Source organism: Nocardioides sp. 31GB23 (assembly GCF_040012395.1).
GTDB classification, from domain to species: Bacteria; Actinomycetota; Actinomycetes; order Propionibacteriales; family Nocardioidaceae; genus Nocardioides; species Nocardioides salarius.
The window spans coordinates 1-3,668 of record NZ_JBDYKJ010000128.1 but is presented as its reverse complement, the minus strand read 5'-3'; the positions used below and the strand labels follow the sequence as shown (position 1 = coordinate 3,668).

The 3,668-nt window shown below is 68.0% G+C and carries 3 protein-coding genes; all 3 read left to right on the top strand.

The window, feature by feature from the left end; genetic code table 11:
* The first annotated feature begins 171 nt into the window (after window positions 1-171).
* A complete protein-coding gene (locus ABKW28_RS22605) occupies window positions 172-1,263 on the top strand; it encodes a tyrosine-type recombinase/integrase (protein ID WP_348613513.1) in 1,092 nt (363 codons plus the stop codon).
* A gap of 4 nt (window positions 1,264-1,267) precedes the next feature.
* On the top strand, window positions 1,268-1,603 hold the full coding sequence (locus tag ABKW28_RS22600; RefSeq protein ID WP_348613511.1) for a helix-turn-helix transcriptional regulator: 336 nt from the start codon (window positions 1,268-1,270) through the stop codon (window positions 1,601-1,603).
* A 395-nt stretch (window positions 1,604-1,998) separates the two neighbouring features.
* Entirely contained in the window at window positions 1,999-3,546 is a 1,548-nt protein-coding gene (locus ABKW28_RS22595; protein WP_348613509.1) for a hypothetical protein, read from the top strand.
* Window positions 3,547-3,668 lie beyond the last annotated feature (122 nt).

Sequence of the window (3,668 nt, the reverse complement as noted above, 5' to 3'; positions counted from 1 at the left end):
TGTCCCTAGTGCCGTGAGTTCTCTGAGCATCTGAACTCCTCTCGTGGCCTGCGTCCCTGCTCAGCGCCCGCATCCGACGCCTCCGGGAATCTCCGAAGAGATGTCGAGATTCTCGAACAGAATCTGATATGTATGGCTTGTGCCGTGGATTCGTGATCCCAAGGACCGCGTATGACGTTGGCGGTGGTGCGTTCGATCGACTCGCCGCGGCGACTGGCCTCGGCGGCGGACGCCGATGTGTTCGAGCAGGAGATCGTCGACCAGCACGCACTGGCGATGGTGGGTGCTGGTCTCACTGACGGCTACATCGACGCCGAACGTTCGGCGGTCATCGAGTTCGCCCGCTTCCTCGGTCAGCCCGTCTGGGTGGCCGACGCAGCGGACGTGGATCGGTACCTGGCCTGGCTGCGTCGCGACCGTGGCCTGCTGCGCAAGACCGTGGAAGGCAAGGCCAGCTCGGTCGCCCGCTTCTTCGAGTTCATGGTCGCCCGCTACCAAGGCGACATCCACGCCCTGACCGGAGTCGTGGTCAGCCAGCCGGTCGATGAGTTCAACCGCCCGGCGAGCACCTGGACTCAGACAATCCGAGTGCCACCGACCGACGATGAGGTCGACCACCTGTTCACCTGCTGGGCCGACACCATGGTCGATCAACGCAAGTACCTGACAGCGGCCCGTGACTTCATGGCCGCTTCGCTTTGGCGACGGGTGGGGCTTCGACTCAACGAGTCGCGGATGCTGGACCTGCGGGACTGGCGCCCCGATCTCGGTGAGCACGGCAAGCTCCACGTCCGGTTCGGCAAGGGCTCCCGGGGGCGGGGTCCGAAGACCCGGCTCGTGCCCGCCATCAACGGGACAGCCGGGCTGCTCAACTGGTGGCTGACCGACGTGCGCCACCAGTTCGGCGACGACTGGGACGACCCCGACGCGCCCCTGCTGCCCAGCGAGCGCTACGACACGATCACCGGTCGGCCGACCCGAGTCGGTGACGACGCGCTGCGTGCCGGCCTCACCCGCGCCGCCGCACGCTGGCTGCCCGCCTGGGAACAACGCCTGACCCCGCACGTGCTGCGCCACTACTGCGCGACCTCGCTCTACCACCGCGGGATGGCGCTCAAGGCCGTCCAGGAACTCCTCGGCCACGTCTGGCTCAAGACCACGACCACCTACGTGCACGTCGAAGACGACCACATCGAGCGGGCCTGGCATGAAGCGAACCAACGAGTCAGCGACCGATTCGGGCTGACGCTCGGGGAGGAGTAATCCGATGAAGTGGAACCTGCGCATGGCCGCGGCCGAACGCGGCATCTGGAAGTCCACTGAGCTGCGCCGCATGCTCGCCGACGCCGGGCTCGAGATCTCCGCGGGGAAGATGTCGGCCCTGTGGACCGGCACCCCGACCACCATCAGGCTCGACGACCTCGACGTGATCTGTGAGGTCCTGGACTGCGAGCCCACCAAGCTGCTGGTCCGCGAGCCCGGCAACGTCGCCGCACTTCGAGCCGCCAAGACCGCCACTGGCGACCAGCCCGGCGCCGCCAAGCCGCCCACGCCGATCGTGCAGCCCCGGTTGGGACGCAACCGGACACGACCTCCCGAATGAGCAGCCGAATGAGCAGTTGAGTGAATGCCGACGCCAGCCAGGAAGCAACGGGCCAGGAAGTCAGCGCGGGAGCAAGAGGCGGCAGGCCGAAGCCCTGCATCGCCTGTCGGCAACGTCCCGTCGCCTGGACTCGCCCACGGGTCGACTACTGTTACCAATGCCTGCCTGGCGGCCCATTCGCCCCACCGGCATGCACACGCTGCAACGCTGGCGCGGACGGCGAGTGGGCCTCGGGCAGGACCAGCGACGGCCCTGACGGCAGTCTCGACGACGGCCGCGGCGCCGGTCTCGATCGCGGGTTCGCGGTGGAGTACTACTCCCAAGGGTTGTGCACCCGCTGTCACCAGTACGCGCCGCAGCGAATCGAGAGTTGCCGCGACTGTCACGCCTGGGGCGTGATCCGCAAGCACAAATGGCTGTGTTGGCGCTGTCGTAGCTGGCGTCAACGGCTCCCGCGCGGAAACTGTCGGATCTGTAGCCGGGTCGGTCTGGCGGTCAACCCCGACCAGGTCTGCAACCTGTGCGATCGACAGATGAGCATCGCGCTCGGCGCAACCGTCGAGGAAGCCAACGCCGGCGGGCAGCAGCTCTACCTCGCCAACATCCCCTTCCAGCCGACCCGGCTGCGCTGGGGCAGGGTCCGCCGCGTCGACAAGCCCAGCGCCCAGCCCAACCCTCGCAACCTCCACCGGTACAGGGCCGACAGGTTCGGCACCATCGACTTCTACCCGACTGAACAGATCCAGCTCGCGCTCTTCGACATGCCCCGCGACCTGAGCAACTGGGTAGCCGTCGCCCGGCGACGAGGCCTGCTCACCAGCGAGCATTCGCCCGAGCCGCCCGACGCGCAGATGGCGGCGTTCCTCGACGCTGCGGTCCTTGACCACGCTCGGCGGCACGGCTGGCCCAGATCCACCATCTTCCGCACCCAACGCTCGATGCGCGTCCTGCAGCACATGCAAGACACCCCCGGAGCGATGCTGCTCGCCTCCGACGCCATCCGACTCCAAGAGATCGGAATGACCGCTCTCCCGGTCATCGACGTCGCCACCGCCGCCGGCGTCATGCTCGACGACCGTCAACCCGCCATCCACGCCTACGTCGAGGCCACCATCGCCGACCTCCCCAACCCGATGCGCGCAGAGGTCCGCGACTGGTTCGACGTCATGATCAACGGCTCCACCACCCCGCCGCGACGCAAGCCTCGCGACCAGCAGACCATCCGGCTCTACCTGCGCTGGGCCATGCCCGCCCTGACCACTTGGACCGAACAAGGCCACACCTCGCTGCGCGAGATCACCTCGAGCGACGTCCGCGCCGTGCTGCCGCCCGCGGGCAACCCGCGCTCCACCATGGGCGCCGGACTCCGCTCCATCCTCACGCTCCTCAAGGCCCGCAAGGTTCTCTTCGTCAACCCCATCGCCCGGATCCAGACCGGCAGCCACGAACGGCGCAACCCCCTGCCCGCGCACGCCGAGAAGATCCGCGAATCGCTGCTCTCGCCCAACCCCGCCTCCGCCGCGCTGACCGCCCTGGCCACCTTCCACGGCCTGCGCGCCGGCGAGCTGCGCCAGATCAGACTGACCGACCTCGCCGACGGCCGGCTTCGACTCGGACAGCGCACAATCCTCCTGGCCGAACCCGTCCGCGTCCGCCTCAACGCCTGGCTCGACCATCGCAACAAGCGATGGCCGACCACCGGCAACCCGTACGTCTTCATCAACTCCCGCAACTCGAACCGGACCGCACCGGTCGGCGGCCGCTGGCTCACTCTGGCCACCGGCATCCCCATTCACCTCATGCGTGAAGACCGGATCCTCCACGAGGCCCGCGCCACCGGCGGCGACGTCCGCCGCATCTGCGACCTGTTCGGACTCACCGTCGATGGCGCACTGCGCTACCTGCCCGACCCCGAACCCGACGACATCGGCGACCCCGCCTGACCCGGGCGCCGAACACTCGCCGTCAGTTCGCGAACCCACGACCACAACCGCGTTCTGTGAGAGGCTCAAGCCGTCAGTTCCCACCGGCATACCCTTCAGAATTCGTGAACTCACGGGAGGGT

Excerpts from the sequence above, each read along its gene's own strand:
- ABKW28_RS22605 (WP_348613513.1), top strand. The coding sequence starts at position 172 with ATGACGTTGGCGGTGGTGCGTTCGATCGACTCGCCGCGGCGACTGGCC.
- ABKW28_RS22600 (WP_348613511.1), top strand. The coding sequence starts at position 1,268 with ATGAAGTGGAACCTGCGCATGGCCGCGGCCGAACGCGGCATCTGGAAG.